Origin of the sequence: Enterococcus sp. DIV1206 (assembly GCF_051712485.1) — a bacterium.
In the GTDB taxonomy this organism is placed as follows: Bacteria; Bacillota; Bacilli; order Lactobacillales; family Enterococcaceae; genus Enterococcus; species Enterococcus faecalis.
Genome location: NZ_JBIOOZ010000001.1, coordinates 469,206 through 488,407 on the forward strand (window position 1 = coordinate 469,206; position 19,202 = coordinate 488,407).

Annotated in this window: 20 protein-coding genes; 18 read left to right on the forward strand and 2 right to left on the reverse strand. The window is 36.6% G+C overall.

What is annotated here, in order from left to right:
- The first annotated feature begins 216 nt into the window (after positions 1–216).
- The gene (locus tag IGK86_RS02335) at positions 217–534 is read left to right on the forward strand and encodes a thioredoxin family protein (protein WP_002355583.1); all 318 of its coding nucleotides are present in this window, start codon (positions 217–219) and stop codon (positions 532–534) included.
- A gap of 42 nt (positions 535–576) precedes the next feature.
- Here the strand turns inward: IGK86_RS02335 and IGK86_RS02340 are convergent, their stop codons facing one another.
- Positions 577–1,422 carry a helix-turn-helix domain-containing protein gene (locus tag IGK86_RS02340; protein ID WP_002392183.1) on the reverse strand — a complete coding sequence of 282 codons (846 nt, stop codon included), beginning with the start codon at positions 1,420–1,422 and terminating at the stop codon, positions 577–579.
- Positions 1,423–1,820: 398 nt separating this feature from the next.
- Here IGK86_RS02340 and ptcA point away from each other — a divergent pair, with 398 nt between their 5' ends.
- The 9 genes from ptcA to IGK86_RS02385 all read left to right on the forward strand — a co-directional run bounded on the left by ptcA (position 1,821) and on the right by IGK86_RS02385 (position 11,287).
- Positions 1,821–2,840, forward strand: a complete 1,020-nt coding sequence (gene ptcA, locus IGK86_RS02345; RefSeq protein WP_002355587.1) for a putrescine carbamoyltransferase — start codon at positions 1,821–1,823, stop codon at positions 2,838–2,840.
- A 66-nt stretch (positions 2,841–2,906) separates the two neighbouring features.
- On the forward strand, positions 2,907–4,283 hold the full coding sequence (locus IGK86_RS02350) for an APC family permease (RefSeq protein ID WP_002355588.1): 1,377 nt from the start codon (positions 2,907–2,909) through the stop codon (positions 4,281–4,283).
- Positions 4,276–5,373, forward strand: coding sequence for an agmatine deiminase (gene aguA, locus IGK86_RS02355; protein WP_438741973.1), 1,098 nt, complete (start codon positions 4,276–4,278; stop codon positions 5,371–5,373). The genes IGK86_RS02350 and aguA overlap by 8 nt, the downstream gene beginning before the upstream one ends.
- 11 nt (positions 5,374–5,384) lie before the next feature.
- On the forward strand, positions 5,385–6,314 hold the full coding sequence (gene arcC, locus IGK86_RS02360) for a carbamate kinase (RefSeq protein WP_002363186.1): 930 nt from the start codon (positions 5,385–5,387) through the stop codon (positions 6,312–6,314).
- Between the two features lie 196 nt (positions 6,315–6,510).
- Positions 6,511–8,097: an amidase family protein gene (locus tag IGK86_RS02365; protein WP_016617086.1), complete on the forward strand. Its 1,587-nt coding sequence runs from the start codon at positions 6,511–6,513 to the stop codon at positions 8,095–8,097.
- A gap of 558 nt (positions 8,098–8,655) precedes the next feature.
- Complete coding sequence (gene pnuC, locus IGK86_RS02370) at positions 8,656–9,354, forward strand: nicotinamide riboside transporter PnuC (RefSeq protein WP_016617085.1); 699 nt, start codon at positions 8,656–8,658, stop codon at positions 9,352–9,354.
- Positions 9,355–9,362: 8 nt separating this feature from the next.
- Positions 9,363–10,007 (forward strand): deoxynucleoside kinase, encoded by a 645-nt coding sequence (locus tag IGK86_RS02375; RefSeq protein WP_002355594.1) that lies wholly within the window; start codon positions 9,363–9,365, stop codon positions 10,005–10,007.
- Between the two features lie 349 nt (positions 10,008–10,356).
- On the forward strand, positions 10,357–10,788 hold the full coding sequence (locus tag IGK86_RS02380) for a hypothetical protein (RefSeq protein ID WP_002375965.1): 432 nt from the start codon (positions 10,357–10,359) through the stop codon (positions 10,786–10,788).
- A 112-nt stretch (positions 10,789–10,900) separates the two neighbouring features.
- Positions 10,901–11,287: a DUF1149 family protein gene (locus tag IGK86_RS02385; RefSeq protein ID WP_002358717.1), complete on the forward strand. Its 387-nt coding sequence runs from the start codon at positions 10,901–10,903 to the stop codon at positions 11,285–11,287.
- Between the two features lie 46 nt (positions 11,288–11,333).
- On the opposite strand, the gene IGK86_RS02390 is transcribed toward IGK86_RS02385, so the two are convergent.
- Entirely contained in the window at positions 11,334–11,669 is a 336-nt protein-coding gene (locus IGK86_RS02390; RefSeq protein ID WP_002355597.1) for a hypothetical protein, read from the reverse strand.
- Positions 11,670–11,966: 297 nt separating this feature from the next.
- On the opposite strand from IGK86_RS02390, the gene IGK86_RS02395 reads away from it, so the two are divergent.
- The 8 genes from IGK86_RS02395 (at position 11,967) to IGK86_RS02430 (ending at position 19,194) form a co-directional block, all read left to right on the forward strand.
- The gene (locus IGK86_RS02395; protein WP_016617084.1) at positions 11,967–13,358 is read left to right on the forward strand and encodes an L-cystine transporter; all 1,392 of its coding nucleotides are present in this window, start codon (positions 11,967–11,969) and stop codon (positions 13,356–13,358) included.
- 133 nt (positions 13,359–13,491) lie between these two features.
- On the forward strand, positions 13,492–13,872 hold the full coding sequence (locus IGK86_RS02400; RefSeq protein WP_002363195.1) for a VOC family protein: 381 nt from the start codon (positions 13,492–13,494) through the stop codon (positions 13,870–13,872).
- A 152-nt stretch (positions 13,873–14,024) separates the two neighbouring features.
- Entirely contained in the window at positions 14,025–15,191 is a 1,167-nt protein-coding gene (locus IGK86_RS02405; protein ID WP_016617083.1) for a serine hydrolase domain-containing protein, read from the forward strand.
- Between the two features lie 99 nt (positions 15,192–15,290).
- On the forward strand, positions 15,291–16,001 hold the full coding sequence (locus IGK86_RS02410) for a DUF1003 domain-containing protein (RefSeq protein ID WP_010713876.1): 711 nt from the start codon (positions 15,291–15,293) through the stop codon (positions 15,999–16,001).
- A 153-nt stretch (positions 16,002–16,154) separates the two neighbouring features.
- Positions 16,155–17,105 carry an oxygen-dependent tRNA uridine(34) hydroxylase TrhO gene (gene trhO, locus IGK86_RS02415; RefSeq protein WP_438741976.1) on the forward strand — a complete coding sequence of 317 codons (951 nt, stop codon included), beginning with the start codon at positions 16,155–16,157 and terminating at the stop codon, positions 17,103–17,105.
- Positions 17,106–17,283: 178 nt separating this feature from the next.
- Positions 17,284–17,667 (forward strand): LPXTG cell wall anchor domain-containing protein, encoded by a 384-nt coding sequence (locus IGK86_RS02420; RefSeq protein WP_002355604.1) that lies wholly within the window; start codon positions 17,284–17,286, stop codon positions 17,665–17,667.
- The gene (locus IGK86_RS02425; RefSeq protein WP_010713875.1) at positions 17,667–18,398 is read left to right on the forward strand and encodes a WxL domain-containing protein; all 732 of its coding nucleotides are present in this window, start codon (positions 17,667–17,669) and stop codon (positions 18,396–18,398) included. Before IGK86_RS02420 ends, IGK86_RS02425 begins: the two co-directional genes overlap by 1 nt.
- Before the next feature lie 16 nt (positions 18,399–18,414).
- Complete coding sequence (locus IGK86_RS02430) at positions 18,415–19,194, forward strand: WxL domain-containing protein (protein ID WP_438741978.1); 780 nt, start codon at positions 18,415–18,417, stop codon at positions 19,192–19,194.
- The last annotated feature ends 8 nt before the right edge of the window (positions 19,195–19,202 follow it).

Sequence of the window (19,202 nt, forward strand, 5' to 3'; positions counted from 1 at the left end):
GAAAATTGTTCTGTAATTTTTGGAGAATTCCGGCTTATTTCCGAAGGAGTTGCTTTTGTTCCCGCCGTTTATCAGTTTTTGAGCGTGGAGCAAAAATCCAAAGTGATTTTTGTCCCACGCTCAACTTTTTTGTTAAAGCATTCCTAGCCAAACAAATAAGTTGTTATTTTGCTAGTAAATCTGTTATTTTAGACAAAAGACAAGGAGGGCTATTCAGTGGAATATGTAACAACATTAGAAGAATTAGAAGAAAAAATTACAGACAATCGTCTACAAGCCGTCTTTTTGACAGCAAAAAATTGTAGTGTTTGTACAGTTGATAAACCGATTGTCGAAAAAATTGCAACAAAATATGAATTTCCTACATACATTGCAGAAGCTGATAAAAGTCCAGAAATAATTGGACAATTAAATGCTTTTTCTGCACCGACCATTATCTTATACTATGAAGGAAAAGAAATTCATCGCCAAGCTAAAATTATTAACTTTCAAGAAATTGAAAAGAGAGTTCGACAAGTACAAGAAAATAGTTAATCAAAAAGGAAGCCACCGATCACGGAGAGGCTTCCTTTTTAATTATCTCGCTAAATGTTCAGTTTGTTGTTGAGAAAAAAGTTGATAACTGACAAAAACTTCTGCTCTTTTGTTTACTTCTAATTTAACGAAAATATTGTGGATATGTGTTTTTACTGTCCCGATTGATAGGAATAGTTCGTTGGCTATATCTTGATTTGTTTTGCACTCTAAAAGTAACGAAAGCACTTCTCGTTCTCGCTGCGTTAATTGATAGGCATCACAAAAAGGCGCCAAAAGTACGGGTTCATCTGATTGATTTTCTTCCAATTTAGCAGCGTCTTTTTCAAGAACCGACAGAGGAAAATCACGATTACAGAAGTAGATAATGGCGATGGAGAGAATGATTGTATAAATATCTTCAGAAACGTTTCGGTTGTTAATTTTAAAGACAATATCAGAATATTGGTCAATGTTAAAAATAACGAAGGTATCTTCCAAAAGAATCGCCACACCGAAACCAATGCTTAGCCAACCAATAAAACGAAGATATTTTTTCGCAAGGGCTGATAAAGGATCTATTCGTAGTTGATAGAGCGCATAGCATCCAAGGTAAATTAAAAATAGCTGATTGGGTAAATAGTACAACCAAACTTTTAAGGCGGAATTTTGTGAAAATGGAATAGCTAGCATCCATAAACCAATTAAAAATAACCAGACAAATTGATAATTTTTAAAAGGACGACCACTAATAGTATTGATAATAGCCAGATAGGCAAAATTACAACAAATAAAAATGATGGTCTTTAAAAAAGGTGCGGTCATAAAGGTCTGATTATATTCGGTTGCAAACGAATTAATGAACTCAGTCATATAAACAATCACATTGTCACAAATAAAAATAACCATTAAAAAGAGAAGCAATAAAAAAATCGGTTGTTTATTTTTCAAGTAAAGATTTAAGGTAAAGGTTGAAGTAAACGAATATAAAATAATCAACAAGATGTTATAAATAAAAACAAATGTCACGATTGGAAACCCCTTTCATCTTTTATTTTAAGTGAATGATTTTTCAAAATAATTATACCATTTTCAAATCTATGATTGGTCAGAAATTAGAGAGAAATCCGCCTAAACTTTTATAAACCCCTGGTGTACCAACGGTTTATAACCATAAATAAACTTTTTTTAATGAAAAATCACGCCAAAAAAGAAAGCGTTTTCTAACTTTTGGCGGATAGTAAACTCTTCGCTAAACTTGGTAAAGTCAATGTGTAAACAAAAACAACTTTTAGGAGGAACACATCATGAAAAGAGATTACGTTACAACAGAAACATATACGAAAGAGGAAATGCACTACTTAGTCGATTTATCATTAAAAATTAAAGAAGCGATTAAAAATGGGTATTATCCGCAACTGTTAAAAAACAAATCTTTAGGAATGATTTTCCAACAATCTTCAACTCGAACACGAGTATCTTTTGAAACTGCAATGGAACAATTAGGTGGACATGGCGAATATTTAGCACCTGGTCAAATTCAATTAGGGGGACATGAAACGATTGAAGATACCAGCCGCGTATTGTCACGTTTAGTAGATATTTTGATGGCTCGTGTGGAACGTCACCATAGTATTGTTGATTTAGCTAATTGTGCTACCATCCCAGTCATTAACGGTATGTCTGATTACAATCATCCAACCCAAGAATTAGGTGATTTGTGTACCATGGTTGAGCATTTACCAGAAGGCAAAAAATTAGAAGATTGTAAAGTTGTCTTTGTCGGAGATGCGACACAAGTTTGTTTTTCTTTAGGATTAATCACAACAAAAATGGGCATGAATTTTGTTCACTTCGGTCCAGAAGGCTTCCAATTAAATGAAGAGCATCAAGCGAAATTAGCAAAAAATTGTGAAGTTTCAGGCGGTAGCTTTTTGGTCACAGATGATGCAAGTTCTGTTGAAGGCGCTGATTTCTTGTACACGGATGTTTGGTATGGCTTGTACGAAGCGGAATTATCTGAAGAAGAACGTATGAAGGTTTTCTATCCAAAATATCAAGTGAATCAAGAAATGATGGATCGAGCAGGCGCCAATTGTAAATTCATGCACTGTTTACCAGCAACACGTGGGGAAGAAGTAACTGATGAAGTAATTGACGGTAAAAATTCTATTTGTTTCGATGAAGCAGAAAACCGTTTAACATCTATTCGTGGCTTATTAGTATATCTTATGAATGATTATGAAGCAAAAAATCCTTATGATTTAATCAAACAAGCAGAAGCAAAAAAAGAACTAGAAGTTTTCTTAGACACTCAAAGCATTTAACGGCCAACTGTCCACTGATTGAAAAAATGAATCAGTGGACAGTTTATAAAGAGAGGAAGAGTCTTCATGGAGGGGAAAAAGAAATTTAGTTTAACGAGTGCCATTTTATCAGTCATCTGTGTGGTTTTCGTTGCTGAAGCAGCGGCGCCTGTTGCTGCAATTGGTAATTCTCAGTTTTTTTGGTGGATTTTCTTATTAATTGCATTCCTATTGCCATATGGGTTAATTTCATCAGAATTAGGAACAACTTATATTGGTGAAGGGGGCATCTATGATTGGGTGACCAAAGCATATGGTCATCGTTGGGGTGCCAGAGTTTCTTGGTATTATTGGATTAATTATCCATTGTGGCTAGCTTCATTAGCCGTTATGACGCCAGAACTATTAACGACAATTACAGGTATTAAGTTTTCAACACCGATGATGATTATTGTTGAATTAATTTTTACTTGGATTGTGGTTTGGATTAGTTTTTATCCAGTCAGCGACAGTATCTGGATTCTAAATGGAGCTGCCGTAATCAAGATGGTTTTAGCTGTCTTAATTGGTGGGCTAGGATTGTATGTAGCCTTGACGAAAGGTGTTGCCAATGAATTTACCTTGAAATCAATGCTGCCAACGTTTGACTTAAGGAGTTTATCTTTTATTTCTGTAATCATTTTTAATTTGTTAGGGTTTGAAGTCATCTGTACGTTTGCAGATGATATGGAAAATCCTAAGAAGCAAATTCCACAAGCTATTGTAGCAGCGGGGTTAGTCATTGCGGCCATTTATATTTTTTCAGCCTTTGGAATTGGGGTAGCGATTCCCACCGATCAAATTAGTACCGGCAGTGGTATGATGGATAGCTTTAAACTATTGACAGGCTCGACAGAAGGTTGGTTCATTATGTTGATGGCTTTCCTATTCCTTCTTACGTTGTTCGGCAACATGATTTCTTGGTCATTAGGAGTCAATAATACAGCTTGTTATGCTGCTGAAAATGGTGACATGCCTAAATTTTTTGAAAAACGTAGTAAGAAAAATGACATGCCAATTGGGGCTGCTTTGATGAATGGCATTGTGGCATCGGTGGTCATTGTATTAGCACCAATTTTACCTAATCAAGATTTATTCTGGGCCTTTTTCTCCTTGAATGTCGTCCTATTCTTGTTATCGTATATCCCAGTTTTCCCAGCTTTTTATAAGCTTAGAAAAATTGATCCCGATACACCACGTCCGTTTAAAGTTAACGGAAAACCAGGATTTTTAAAAGTTTTAGTGGTTTTACCAATGATTATGATTATTATTTCACTGATTTTCACAGCAGTACCTTTAGACTTTAGTCCCGCAGCATTAAATGAAAAATTACCAATCACAATTGGGGCAATCATTTTTATTCTGTTTGGTGAAGTAATTATTTACGTGAAAAAAATTAAGAAGGGAACGAAAGAAAATGGCTAAACGAGTTGTAGGAAGTACCCCTAAACAAGATGGCTTTAGAATGCCAGGAGAATTTGAACCACAAGAGAAAGTTTGGATGATTTGGCCAGAAAGACCGGATAATTGGCGTGATGGTGGTAAACCTGTCCAAGAAGCTTTTACTAATGTGGCCAAAGCAATTAGTCAGTTTACACCGATGAATGTGGTGGTTTCTCAACAACAATTTCAAAATTGCCGTCGCCAATTGCCGCCAGAAATTACGGTTTACGAAATGTCAAACAATGATGCCTGGGTCCGTGATTGTGGACCATCATTTGTCATTAACGACCATGGAGAAATCCGTGGTGTGGATTGGACATTCAATGCTTGGGGGGGATTAGTAGATGGATTATATTTCCCTTGGGATCAAGACGATTTGGTTGCACAAAAAATTTGTGAAATTGAGCATGTAGATTCTTATCGTACAGATGATTTTGTTTTAGAAGGCGGTTCATTCCACGTAGATGGACAAGGAACAGTCTTGACTACAGAAATGTGCTTATTAAGTGAAGGTCGAAATCCACAACTTTCAAAAGAAGCAATCGAACAAAAATTATGCGACTATTTAAATGTTGAAAAAGTTCTTTGGCTAGGTGATGGAATTGACCCAGAAGAAACCAATGGTCACGTGGATGATGTAGCTTGTTTTATTGCACCTGGTGAAGTGGCTTGTATTTACACTGAAGATCAAAATAGCCCATTTTATGCAGCGGCACAAGATGCGTATCAACGTTTGCTTAAAATGACTGATGCTAAAGGACGCCAATTAAAAGTCCACAAATTATGCTGTCCTGTCAAAAATGTAACCATTAAAGGCTCCTTCAAAATTGATTTCGTGGAAGGAACCATGCCACGAGAAGATGGCGATATTTGTATCGCATCCTATATGAACTTTTTAATTACAAATGATGGCGTGATTGTGCCACAGTATGGTGATGAAAATGATCGTTTGGCTTTAGAGCAAGTTCAAACGATGTTCCCAGATAAAAAAATTGTCGGCGTTAATACGGTAGAAGTTGTTTATGGGGGCGGCAATATTCACTGTATCACACAACAAGAACCAAAGCGCTAGGAGGGAAACAGATGTCAAAAATAGTGATTGCATTAGGTGGAAATGCGTTAGGAAATTCTTCGAAAGAACAATTGGCAAAAGCACAAACCGCTGCAAAATCGATTGTTGATTTAATTGAACAAGGCCATCAAGTGGTGATTGCTCATGGCAACGGGCCACAAGTTGGCAAAATTCGCTTAGCTTTTGAGGAAACGAGTCAATCTCCAGAAGATGTCGTGCCGTTTCCTGAATGCACAGCAATGAGCCAAGGCTATATTGGCTATCATTTACAACAAGCAATTGATGAAGAACTAGTAGCCAGAAATTTAGGGGAACAACCAGTTGTTACGTTAATTACACAAGTCGTGGTGGATCCAAAAGACCCAGCGTTTACAAAACCAACAAAACCAATTGGTGGTTATTATGACGAAGAAACAGCCAAACAGTTGATGGCGGAAACTGGGAACGTCTATCAAGAAGATGCGGGTCGAGGCTGGCGACGGGTAGTTCCTTCACCAAAACCAATTGATATTTACGAAAAAGTTAGCTTGCGAACACTTGTTGATGCAGGACAAATCGTAATTGCTTGTGGTGGTGGCGGGGTTCCTATTGCCTATGATGGTCCAGTCTATCATGGTGTAGATGCAGTCATTGATAAAGACTTTGCGGCAGCAAAAATGGCTGAACTCATTGAAGCAGATGTTTTTGTGGTATTAACTGCAGTGGAACATGTTTTTGTTAACTTTGGTCAAGCAAATCAACAAGCTTTGACCGATGTTACGGTTACGGCAATGCAACAATATATAGAAGAAAATCAATTTGCGCCAGGTAGTATGTTACCTAAGGTGGAAGCGGCCATCAGTTTTGCAGAAAGTAAACCAAACCGCCAGGCGATTATCGGGCTTTTAGAATTAGCTTCGGAAGCAATCAAAGGAGAAAGTGGTACACGAATTACACAATAAATTCTCAGTATTTAACTTTCACAAAAGACTAAAACATACGCATTTAGCGGACTAACTTAATCGTTAGAGAGTAGGACATCGGTCGTTTTGACGGATGTCCTACTCTTTATTTTGTCTTTTTAACGAACAAAACTGTTAGTTGTCATGCAAAAATAAACATAGTAAGATAATCTTTAAATGGTATAGGAGGATAAAAATGTCTAAATTTTTAAAAGTAATCGGAATAATTGCTGTTTTGTTAGTCATAATAGGCGCTGCAGCGTATTGGTTTATACTCAAAAAGTTCACTCCTGAGGCAGAAACCCCAGCAATGTACAATCAAGAGAGAATCGTTAAAACGATTGAAGACCAATTAAAAGAAACAGATGTACAAAAAGCTCGTACCAAAGCACCGTTGATTATTGAAAAAAATATCACTGAATTACAGCAAGCGATTGCCAACGGAGCATTGACCTATGAAGAACTTACGGCGTTTTATTTGGACCGTATTTTACAGTTCGATCAAATAGATAATGGCATGAACAGCATCTCTGAAATCAATCCGCAAGCAATTAAGGAAGCAAAGGCATTTGACCAGCAAGCCTCTCAAACACCTAAGAAGCCTTTGTATGGTATTCCTGTGACTTTGAAAGAAAATATAAATACGACCAACATGATTTCGAGTGCAGGAGCTTATGCCTTACGCACGTTCAAGCCTAAGGAAGATGCAGAAGTAGTTAAGAAGTTAACAGAGGCGCAAGCTTTGATTTTAGGAAAAGTAAACTTATCTGAACTAGCGAATTATATGTCAATGAAAGCACCAAGTGGCTATAGTTCCAAACATGGACAAACACTTAATCCTTATGGGCCACTTAAAATAACACCTTCAGGTTCAAGTTCTGGGAGTGCGGCTAGTGTGACGATGAATATCGGCGCCTTCTCTTTAGGCACTGAGACGATGGGATCGATTGTTTCCCCCGCTTCTCATCAATCAGTGGTTGGTTTTAAACCGACCCACAGTTCAGTAAGTGGCGAAGGTGTTTTGCCATTGGCACCGTCATTAGATACAGTTGGCCCGATTGCCCGAAGTGTCGTTGACACTGCGCAAGGCTATAATGCGTTTAAGAAAGACACGGTTCCGAGCATTGATTCAACGAAATTTACTAAAAATAACTTACAAGGTCAACGCATTGGGTTGCTAGAAATGCCAAGTGCTGAAGAAGAATTTGCGACTGCTAAAAAGGCCCTCCAAAAAGCTGGAGCAGAAGTGATTCCGGTAACGCCAGACATGGAAGGGATTGATGGCGGGAAAGTTATTTCCAATGAATTTAAGTTTGCATTGGAAGAATTTGCGAAACGTTATGACTTACCATTTAAAACACTGGAGGAACTAATTGCGTATAATCAACAAGATAAAAAGGTTCGTGCCAAGTATGGGCAAGATTTATTAGAAGCAGATGTTAAAAAGAAACAACCAGATAAAGAAATCATTCAAACAACCATTAAAAAAGCACAGCAAACGTTTGATGCGTTGCTAAAAAAACAACAATTAGACGGATATGCCTTTATTGATTCTGAAGGTACGGGTTTAAGTGCCGTGGCAGGATATCCTGAATTGACGGTTCCTTTGGCGAAAAACAGTGAAGGACAACCTTATGGGCTGACTTTTACACAAACTGCCAATAAAGAGCAAACGTTATTTGAGCAAGCTTACAGCTTTGAACAAAGTACAAAAGGACGGATAGTACTTTCAGACAACGAGCTGTTGGCAAACAGTAAAAAAATAAGTAGAGATGAGCAGTAAAGGGAAACTAGGAATGGCGAAACATCCGTATCAAACCTAATAAAGATAATCGACCTACAAATGAAAGGAATTGTTTGTAGGTCGATTATTTAGGTGAGTCGTTTTTTTTTTGCTTTTTTAGGCGAATATTTTCATGTAATAAGTTAATAAGTGGCCAGATTCGAGAAATACGGCCATCAATTTTTAAGCATTTCAATAAAAAGAGTGAACGATGGCTGTGTTTGAAGCATAAATATGTGCGGTTGCTTCCGCTTTCGCAACATTAATTTGGAGCGCTACCGTCGTAAAGGGTTCTACCGCAGGAATTATTAGATGGAAACAAATCCATGAATACATAGAAGATTAAAGCAAGATGAAGAAAATATTGTAGCAATAAAGGATATCAGAATGCTTGTGGAATGACTATATGTAGTATCTTTTTGTTTTTTTAATCAATATATATAGTATTAAAATCTTCTTTTTATTCCGAAATCTGATTGACTTGTTTTTTAAAACGGAGTACTCTTATTGAGACGTCAACAGAGAAAAGTTTGGTTTTAGGAAGGTCGGAAATTTGTCGTGAATAAGAATTTTTTGGTGAATGATTTTAAAGGTTGGGAAACGAGAAGCTACTTGTTTTTAGCTTTGATGGTGGGGGTACAGTTGATTGCGTTCACTATCAATCCATCGAATTGGATTACGTTAGTAGGTGGTTTAGCCGGCATCATTTGTGTGAATTTAATTGCCCAAGGAAAAGTCAGCAATTACATTTTTGGGTTAATCAGTGCAGTGATTATTGGCTATTTTGGGTTAGTGACACGGGTATATGCCGAAGTTCTTTTACAAAGCTTCTATATTATTATGGACATTACAGGGCTTTATGCTTGGCTTCGGGCTAGCGAGGATGGCTCGGGTCAAGTAACCGACGTAAAAGTTTTAAAAGGTATTCAGTGGTTGTATGCCTTTTTCACGTGGCTGCTCATTGGCGTAGCTGCATATATTTTGTTAGGTTTTGTAAATGATGCGCAACAAACATTAGATGCAATCACGTTCAGTGTTTCAGCGACAGGGATGTTATTGATGATTAAACGTTATCAATCGCAATTCGTGTTTTGGCTACTAGGAAATATTTTTTCAATTTTGTTATGGTTCCGAGCAGGGACGCACGCTGGTGGTGATTATGCGATATTTGTTATGTATTGTATGTATACTTTTAACTCAATTTTTGGTATGTTTAATTGGTTGAAGATAAAAAATAAAATGGAAAAAAATAGGTAGGGAGTTCGATGGCAGTGATTGTTTTAGCAGGTACGATTGGCGCTGGTAAATCTAGTTTAACAGCTTTAATTGCAAACCGTTTAGGTTCAGAAGCCTTTTACGAATCAGTTGATGATAATGAGGTATTACCTTTATTTTATGCGGAACCAGAAAAGTACGCATTTTTATTACAAATTTATTTTTTAAATAAACGTTTTGATAGTATTAAACAAGCATTAACGCATGAAAATAATGTATTGGATCGCTCGATTTATGAAGATTCATTACTTTTTCATTTAAATGCAGATTTAGGTCGTGCCAACGAAACAGAGGTCAAAGTGTACGATGACTTATTACAAAACATGCTCCAAGAATTGCCTTATGCTGCGCATAAAAAAAGACCTGATTTGTTAGTTCACATTCGTATTTCATTTCCCAAAATGTTAGAACGCATCAAAAAACGTGGCCGTCCTTATGAACAAATTGAGACAGATCCAACGTTGTATGATTACTATCAAATGTTGAACGAGCGTTATGATCAATGGTACGAAGACTATGATGAAAGTCCTAAAATTCAAATTGATGGCGATAAATATGATTTTGTCGAAGATCCTGAAGCGTGTCAATATGTCTTGGCATTAATTGAGAAGAAAATTGAAGAATTAGAAAGATAAATAAAAAGAAGCAAGTCCGGACTTGCTTCTTTTTGACTTAAAATGTGGATAGATAGGCTAAAGTTGCTACTAAATAAAGGAGTGTAGTGCTAAATTATAGAATCGGATTTTAACCTTCCCCTAAGTTAAAATCGGATAATCTATCTATCGACAGTTTAAGTTTGTATAAAATAGCGGTAGCTATTATCAACGAAGTCATTCATCGGTTGACCTGACTTCTCTAGAAGTATACCATCGAAAATAACCGACAGTTGTTCAAAATTTGGACTTAGTAAGTGTAAATTTTGATTGAAAGTTTCTGTAAATCAATCATTTATTCAAAAAATAATGCTCGAAAGAAGGAAGATAAATGAGCCAAATTTGGTTTGAACGCATTCTACGTTGGCGCAAAAAAGCGCAACGATTTTTACAAGGACGTTATGCCCGGTTCGATGAATTGAATCGAACGCTGTTGCTAACAAGTGTCGTGCTGGCGCTTATCAATATTTTTACTGGCTATCTTTGGGTTCGGTTATTGATTTTAATCACAGTCGCCTACGTGTATTATCGCTTTTTTTCAAAACATATTCACCCGCGATTGAATGAAAATCAACGGTTTATTCTTCGAAAACAACGCCTAATGCAAAAGGTTCATGCTTTTCGCAAGCGACACCTGACTCAGAAAGGATATCGTTATTTTAAATGTCCAAAATGTCAGCAGTCATTACGTGCGCCGAAAGGACGAGGAACAATCAAAGTCACTTGTTCAAACTGCCAAAATCAATTTATCAAAAAAGTCTGATCTTCTGTGTTTTTTGGTCTAGGCAACTTTTGGACTTGTGGTATACTTGAGAAAAGAAACCATTGGATATTCTAAAAGGGGAATATCTTGTTAAAAAAGGAGAGAAAAAACAATGGAAATTAAACGCCAACAAGAAATTGTTGAAGCGTATCACTATGATATGCGAGTACCTGATTCAGAAGTAGAGACAGATTTACGTGTCAGTTTTTCACCAATTGAAGTAGAAGAAGAAAATTATCCAGAAAATAGCTCAGCACTTGTTGCTCGCTTAGAATTTCGAATTGTCTTTGACGAATTTGTTTTATCAGGGGCGATTAGCCAAATTAATCACATTATTGATCGTAAAATTGAAAAACAAGAAGATATTTCGCAAGAAGAAGTCGATGAACTTGTGCGTCCTTTATTTAGCATCGTCGAACGTTTATCTTATGAAGTAACTGAAATTGCTCTGGATCGTCCAGGTGTTCAATTGAATTTTCAACAATCAGAAGAAGCTTAAACTTTAAAAACAGCGTTTATAACGGATTCCGTTACAAACGCTGTTTTTATTCTTGTGAAGATTTAGCAACCAAAGCTTTTTTAAACTGTTCATAATTTTTTGTAGCGATATCCACATAAGCAATCGGCTGACCAACTTTGGTGATTTTTTCGGGAAGATAGGGAGCGAGCATTTCATTGTACAAAATGAACGCAGCTTCTGGTACTTCCTCTGAAAGAACATCATAACTGATAAAGTCAATTTCATAGGTTGGTTGAAAAAAGGCTTTGATGTTTTGCTGCTCTTTGTTTGAAAAGAGCCAAGGACCTCCATTTGCAGGGCTCCCAACATACAACATTGCTCCATCACGGTTGACAGAAAGGATCCAACAAATTTTTTGCATACGCTTACACCTCCTAGAACTAAGTATACCACGTCAGCTTAAAAGAAAGAGGACAAAAAACAAATTATTTTTACAGTGACTAGTAAAACAACGCTTGGTGATAGTTTTAAACTATCACAACGGTTATTTTCTATCAAAAAGTAAGCAAATTATCCCACTATTTGCTATAAAATAAGGTACAATAGAACTATCACTGGAAACAGTTTGCTGTTTTCAGGGTATTTACTGGAGAGTGAGTACCGGGAACCTTTACTTCCTTTGATGTACTTGTCATTAAAAACATAGGGAGGAACTAAAATGACAACATTCATCACTGTATTAGTGATCCTTGCATTTATTGCTGTGTTATTCGGTTTCTACCAAATGCAAAAGAAACATTTAAAATTCTCAACACGTGTCTTTTCAGCATTGGGCGTGGGGATTGTTTTAGGTGCAATTATTCAATTTGCTTTTGGTACAGAAAGTAAAATTACTACGCAATCAATGGAATGGATCGGGATTGTAGGTAATGGTTATGTAGCGTTTCTACAAATGCTCGTAATTCCGTTAGTATTTGTATCTATCGTAGGTGCATTTACAAAAATGAAAGAATCCAATAAATTAGGAAAAATTAGCTTTAATGTGTTAGCCACCTTACTAGGAACAACAGCAGTAGCTGCCTTGGTGGGGATTGGAACAACCTTAGCGTTTGGTCTTCAAGGGGCAAAATTCACGCAAGGTGCTGCAGAAACGTCAAGAATTGCCGAGTTAGCGACGCGTCAAGATGCGATTCAAGATTTGACGATTCCCCAACAAATCGTTTCATTTATTCCTAAAAATGTCTTTGCTGACTTTGCGGGAACACGACCAATGAGTACCATTGGGGTGGTAATCTTTGCTGCGTTTGTTGGTGTCGCTTATTTAGGCGTTCGTCGTAAAGCGCCAAAAGAAGCTGAATTTTTTGCAAATTTAATTGATAGTTTATATAAAATTACCATGCGAATTGTTACCTTAGTTTTACGCTTGACCCCTTATGGCGTGTTAGCGTTAATGATTAATGTTGTAGCAACAAGTGATTTTGTTGCGATTATTAATTTAGGTAAATTTGTGTTGGCATCGTATGTGGCCTTAATTATTGTTTTTGCCATTCACATGTTGATTTTAATTACTTTAAAAGTCAATCCAGTTACGTATCTAAAAAAAGTTTTTCCAGTCTTGAGCTTTGCTTTTACTTCTCGTTCAAGTGCAGGAGCTTTACCATTAAATATTGAAACACAAACCAAAGCACTAGGTGTCGATGATGCCACAGCAAACTTTGCTGGTAGTTTCGGTTTATCTATTGGACAAAATGGTTGTGCCGGCGTTTATCCAGCTATGTTAGCAACCATCGTTGCACCAACTGTTGGAATTGATGTCTTTAGTTTACAATTTATTTTAATGTTAGTAGCAGTTGTCACAATCAGTTCATTTGGCGTAGCCGGTGTCGGCGGCGGAGCAACCTTTGCTTCTCTAATCGTTTTAGGCGCAATGAACTTGCCGGTTGCAATTGTTGGTTTAGTAATTTCGGTTGAACCACTTATTGACATGGCGCGGACAGCTGTTAACGTTAACGATAGTATGGTTGCAGGCGTGTTAACAAGTGCTCGTATTCATGAATTAGATCGTGATGTCTTAAATGATCGCGACGTTGTCTTAGATGCAAATATCTAAATCAATAAAACGAAAAGTGTTTGAGCAATGTCTTGCTCAAACACTTTTATTTTGATTTTAAGCGAAAGTGCAGTAATTATTTAAAAGAACGTATATAATAAGTTGTTAACTAAATTCAAAAGGACGTGAAGGAATGTTTTCAAACCAAGTAAAGATTATGTTATATGTGAATAATGTTGAGGAATCTAGTCAATTTTGGCAAACGTTTGGCTTTGTTGAAAAGGAAAGAGAGGAAGTTGACGGCACATTGGTGGTAGAAATTGCGCCAAGTGAATCAGCAGAGACGATTATTGTTTTATATGATTTGGCCTTTATTCAAAAACATTCACCAGAAGTGGCGGGGAATACCCCTTCTCTAATGTTTGCTAGCGATGATATCATTGGTCTCTATAAAAAAATGCAAGAGGCTGGGGTTACTGTTGGTGAAATGGTTCAATTGCCAACAGGCTTAGTTTTTAATTTTGCAGATAACGATGATAATTACTTTGCTGTGATGGGGCAAGAAAGTAAATAAAAAACAGCTTGGCACCAGAATCTAGATTGATTCTGGTGCCAAGCTGTTTTTTATAAAAGTTGAAAGTTTTATAAATTTTACTAAAAACTGTAATTTTCATGAAAATATAGCGTATGATAATGCTGTTAATAGAATAGGCGGAGGTAAGCGGTATGCGTAAACGACATGCAAAGAAAAGACATGGAGGAGTGAATTGGCTTTTTATAGTATGTTTGTTGGTGGTGATTGGTGGTAGTGGTTATTTAATAAAAACGTTCTTTTTCACTAGAGATTCACAAGTTAGTCAAGAATCGAAAGTGGTCTTGGAAGAAGATCGCCGAAGTGATAATTATGCGAATTTAACGAAAGAAATAGTTGCACCAGATAGTGGCGAACCTGATCAAAAAATTCAAGAAACAAATTATATTGGTTCGGCTTTGATCATTAAAGATGATCAGGTTTTAGTAAATAAAGGATATGGCTTTGCCAATTTTGAAAAGCAACAAGCCAACACGCCAAACACAAGGTTTCAGATTGGCTCAATTCAAAAATCTTTTACCACAACCTTGATCTTAAAAGCGATTGAAGAAGGTAAACTTACATTAGATACAAAACTCGCTACGTTTTATCCGCAAGTACAAGGTGCTGAGGACATTACGATTAGCGATATGTTGAATATGACAAGCGGTTTAAAGTTATCAGCAATGCCTAATGATATCGTTACCGATGAAGAAATTATTCAATTTGTTAAACAAAATACCATTCAAGTCAATAAAGGAAAATACAATTATTCCCCAGTAAATTTTGTCCTTTTAGCAGGAATGTTAGAGAAAATGTATCAACGTACCTATCAAGAATTATTTAATAAATTTTATCACAAAACGGCTGGTTTAAAGAATTTTGGCTTCTATGAAACCTTATTGGAACAGCCCAATAATTCAACAAGTTATAAATGGACAGAAGATAATTCATATAACCAAGTGCTCTCGATTCCTGCAGCTAGTTTTGCCCATGAATTTGGGACTGGGAATGTGGATATGACGACAGGTGATTTGTATTGGTACTTACATCAATTAATGAGTGGACATTTAGTTTCCACCGCACTTTTGCAAAAATTATGGACGTCTTCTCAGCAAAGTTCTTATCATGGCGGCATCTATGTTCATGATAATTATTTACGCTTACACGGCGTTGAAGCGGGTCAACAAGCCCTGGTTTTATTTTCAAAAGATATGAAAACCGGGGTCATATTGCTAACTAATTGTGTGAATCCAGCGAAATACAAAGAATTAATTGGTTCGTTGTTCCATGATGTAACCAATTTAACTGTTAAATTTTAAAGCAGAAGCAACAACGATCACTCCCAAAGCCTTTTTAGGTTTCTTCTGAGAGACTTTATATTAAAATAAAGGGAAAAACAATCAAAGGGAGTGACGAAGATGAAGCGATCAAAAAATAAACAAGTTGTTATTGGTGAATCAACGAAAAAAAACATTTATCTTCAAGATATAGAACAGGAAACGCAAGCTTTTATTCTCCAAAACAATCCACAATTGACAGCTGAATCGATGATTACATTGGCGGAGTTACTTAATTATCGTTTGGATTACATGAAACAATTGGTCGCAAATGATTCTGAAAAAATCCAACAACTGAATGAATTGGTGGTTCAACATATCAAAGAAGATAAGCTGATTTCCAATAATATGAATGAAAAGATGGAAAAGAAATTAACCTTTGGCCAACGAGCAGCGGATACCATTGCTAAATTTGGCGGTAGCTGGGTGTTTATTGGCTTCTTTTGCTTCGTGTTGATTGCTTGGATCGTGATTAACTCTACCACTTTATTGGGACAACCATTTGACAAATATCCTTATATTTTGCTAAATCTCGCCTTATCTTGTTTAGCAGCTATCCAAGCACCGATTATTATGATGAGTCAAAACAGACAAGAAGCCCGTGATAGAGAACAAGCGAATAATGATTATAAAATTAACTTAAAAGCAGAAGTAGAAATTAATTTATTACATGAGAAAATGGATTATATTATCAATAATCAACTAGAAAATTTGGTAAAAATCCAAAATATTCAAATTGAACTTTTAGGTGAACTGCAAGAACAACTCGCCGCGACTTCTGAAAAGGAGTAGTATATAAAAGTAGCTCGTTGTTGCGTAATAATTATTACGCAACAACGAGCTACTTTTATATTGTGTGTAAATACACAAGCAAAATAATCGCTTTCCCTTTTTTATTCACCGTATAATGGGATAGAATGACTTTATACAAAAGGGGAAAACAAGATGAAATACCAAGTATTACTTTATTACAAATATACAACAATTGAAGATCCAGAAGCTTTTGCGAAAGAGCATCTAGCTTTTTGCAAATCATTAAATTTAAAAGGCCGTATTTTAGTAGCGACAGAAGGGATTAACGGAACGTTATCTGGTACTGTCGAAGAAACAGAAAAGTACATGGAAGCAATGCAAGCAGATGAGCACTTTAAGGATACATTCTTTAAAATTGATCCAGCAGAAGAAATGGCGTTCCGCAAAATATTTGTTCGCCCACGTTCTGAATTAGTGGCGTTGAACTTAGAAGAAGACGTTGATCCATTAGAAACGACGGGCAAATATTTGGAACCTGCAGAATTTAAAGAAGCCTTATTAGACGAAGAGACTGTTGTAATCGATGCTCGTAACGATTATGAATATGATTTAGGTCATTTCCGTGGTGCCGTGCGCCCAGATATCCGTAGCTTCCGTGAATTACCACAATGGATTCGCGAGAATAAAGAACAATTTATGGATAAAAAAATTGTTACCTATTGTACTGGCGGGATTCGCTGTGAAAAATTTTCTGGCTGGTTATTAAAAGAAGGATTTGAAGATGTTGCTCAATTGCATGGTGGTATCGCCAACTATGGAAAAAATCCAGAAACACGTGGCGAACTTTGGGACGGCAAAATGTATGTCTTTGATGACCGAATCAGTGTCGAAATTAATCATGTTGATAAAAAAGTTATTGGGAAAGACTGGTTTGATGGGACACCTTGCGAACGCTACATTAACTGTGCAAACCCAGAATGTAATCGTCAAATCTTAACTTCAGAAGAAAATGAACATAAACATTTAGGCGGCTGCTCATTAGAATGTAGCCAGCATCCTGCCAACCGTTATGTAAAAAAATATAATTTAACAGAAGCAGAAGTTGCTGAACGTTTAGCTTTGTTAGAAGCGGTTGAAGTATAAAAATAATAAAAAAATAAACAAAAAAACTTCGAAAATTATTTTTTGAAGTTTTTTTGTTTATTTTTTTGTCTTTAAAAGTGTTGATTTTAAAGCTTTCTTAGCTGAAACCATTTTATTTTTTAAAAGCGTCTGAAAAAAATAAAAAAATCTAATAAATATTTCTTTTATATAATGTTTATTGGCTGGGCCAGTCAATGTTGAAAATGGGGAAGGAGGAATTCAGATGAAAATCATAAAAAGGTTTAGTTTGGTATGTTTAGGGCTATTGATCATTGGGTTGCAAACAAAAAGCGTTATGGCTGAAGAAAATAATTATGAATCAAATGGTCAAGCGAGCTTCTATGGTACCTACGTTTATGAGAATGAAAAAGAGTCAAATGACGTAGCGTATACCCAACAATCAGAAGAACAGGGAAGAAACAATTTAGCTGCTTCTGGACAAGCAGTTTTACCTAAAACAGGCGAGTCTGAAAATCCACTGTATTCCTTGATAGGAGTTAGTTTGTTGGGGGTAGTCATTTATTTAATTAATAAAATGAAACGAGAGAAGGAGCTTATTTAATGAAAAAAACTGTTTTACTTACATCGGCAACCATACTTTTAGGCGTAGGGTTTCAAGCAATAAACGCATCAGCAGCAGAAACTTTTCCGAAAGAATACAATACGGAAGGCACAATTACTTTTGAAGCAGGCGATAACGAAATCACACCGCCAGTTGATCCAGAAAATCCCGATCCTACTGATCCAGTAGACCCAATTGATCCTCCAGGGCCAGGAACGGGTGGTGCCTTATCAATTGATTATGGGTCAAAATTTAAATTTGGTACACAAAAGATTTCTACGGCAGATCAAACGTATTATGCTGCGCCAGATGAAATGAAAGATGGTTCAAAAAAACCAACCTATGTACAAGTAACTGATAAAAGAGGAACGTTAGCAGGATGGAAACTAACGCTTTCCCAACCTGAACAATTTAAAACAGCTACTGGAGAGGAACTAGTCGGCGCTCAATTAACGTTTACAAAGGCAGAAGCTGCCTCAATGGTGGATGAAAAATATAAACCTACTGAAGTCAGTAGTACTATTTCCTTAACACCTGGTGTAAATAATAATCTAGCGATGAACGCTAAAAAAGAAACAGGTGTTGGGACTTGGGTTTATCGCTTTGGTTCAAATGAAGCAACAAATAAAGAAGCTGTCCAATTATTCGTTCCCGGAAAATCTGTAAAGCTTGCACAACAATATTCAACGAAGTTAGTTTGGGCATTAGAAGATACTCCCGTTAATAATTAAATAAAGGAGAAAAGCAATGAAAAAACAATTCACAGGAATCGTTCTATGCAGTACATTTGCAGTTGCTGGTTGGTCCTTACAAGCGAAGGCAGAGGAGCCAAAAGAGTATCGTTCGAATGGTTTAGTAGAATTTATTCCGAACGTAGATCCGACAGAGCCGGTTGATCCAGAAAATCCCGATCCAGAAAAGCCAGTCAAACCAATTGGTCCAACAGACCCAGAAGGTCCCAATCCTGGTACCCAAGGACCACTGTCTATTGATTATGCTTCAAGTTTTGACTTTGGGAAAAATCGTATTTCGAATAAAGACCAAGTATATTTTGCAAGAGCACAGCAATATCAAGAAAATCAAAAAGATACACCAAATTTTGTGCAAATTTCTGATAATAGAGGAACCAATAGTGGTTGGTCTTTAACGGTTACGCAAAAGGAGCAATTTAAAGCAACAAAGGCTACTTTAAATAGTCAGTTGACAGGTGCGCAAATTTCTTTAACTAACCCGACTGTTAATAGTAATGCGCAAAATGTTGTGAAACCAGAGGCAACAAATAAGATTGCCCTTGTTCCAGGGACCGCATCGCTAGTGGCAGCTGCGAAGCAAGGAACTGGTGCGGGAACTTGGGCTACTTATTGGGGCAAAGTAGAAGTGGTTGCAGAACGCGATGAAACCAATACGGTACACAATGTTAATGTTACAAAAGATGTCGCGCTATCAGTACCAGGGTCAACCCCTAAAGATGCCGTGAAATATCAAACAAAATTATTGTGGACGTTGACGGATGTACCAGGAATTTAAAAAGTAGA